This is a genomic window from Pseudomonas sp. Pseusp11 (genome assembly GCF_047304405.1).
GTDB lineage: Bacteria > Pseudomonadota > Gammaproteobacteria > Pseudomonadales > Pseudomonadaceae > Aquipseudomonas.
Genome location: NZ_JBGLZF010000123.1, coordinates 1 through 242, shown reverse-complemented (window position 1 = coordinate 242; position 242 = coordinate 1). Strand labels below are relative to the sequence as shown.

Below are 242 nucleotides of genomic sequence, written 5' to 3'. Positions count from 1 at the left end.
GACGGCGCCGGGCTGAACGCCAACAACGTCGACCGCTTCGAAATCATCACCCGCAGCGCGAAGATCAACGCCGAGATTCAGGCGAAAAACCTGACCATCATTGCTGGTCGCAACGACGTCAACGCCGACAGCCTCAACGCCACCGCCCGTGCCGATGACGGCAGTGCCAAACCACAACTGGCGATCGACTCTTCCGCGTTGGGCGGCATGTACGCCGGGGCGATCAAACTGGTCGGCACCGA

1 protein-coding gene is annotated in these 242 nt (G+C 62.4%); it reads left to right on the top strand.

All coding sequences use genetic code 11. The features are described from left to right. A partial coding sequence (locus tag ACCC96_RS30410; RefSeq protein ID WP_413697757.1) for a hypothetical protein occupies positions 1–242 on the top strand: 242 nt, incomplete at both ends.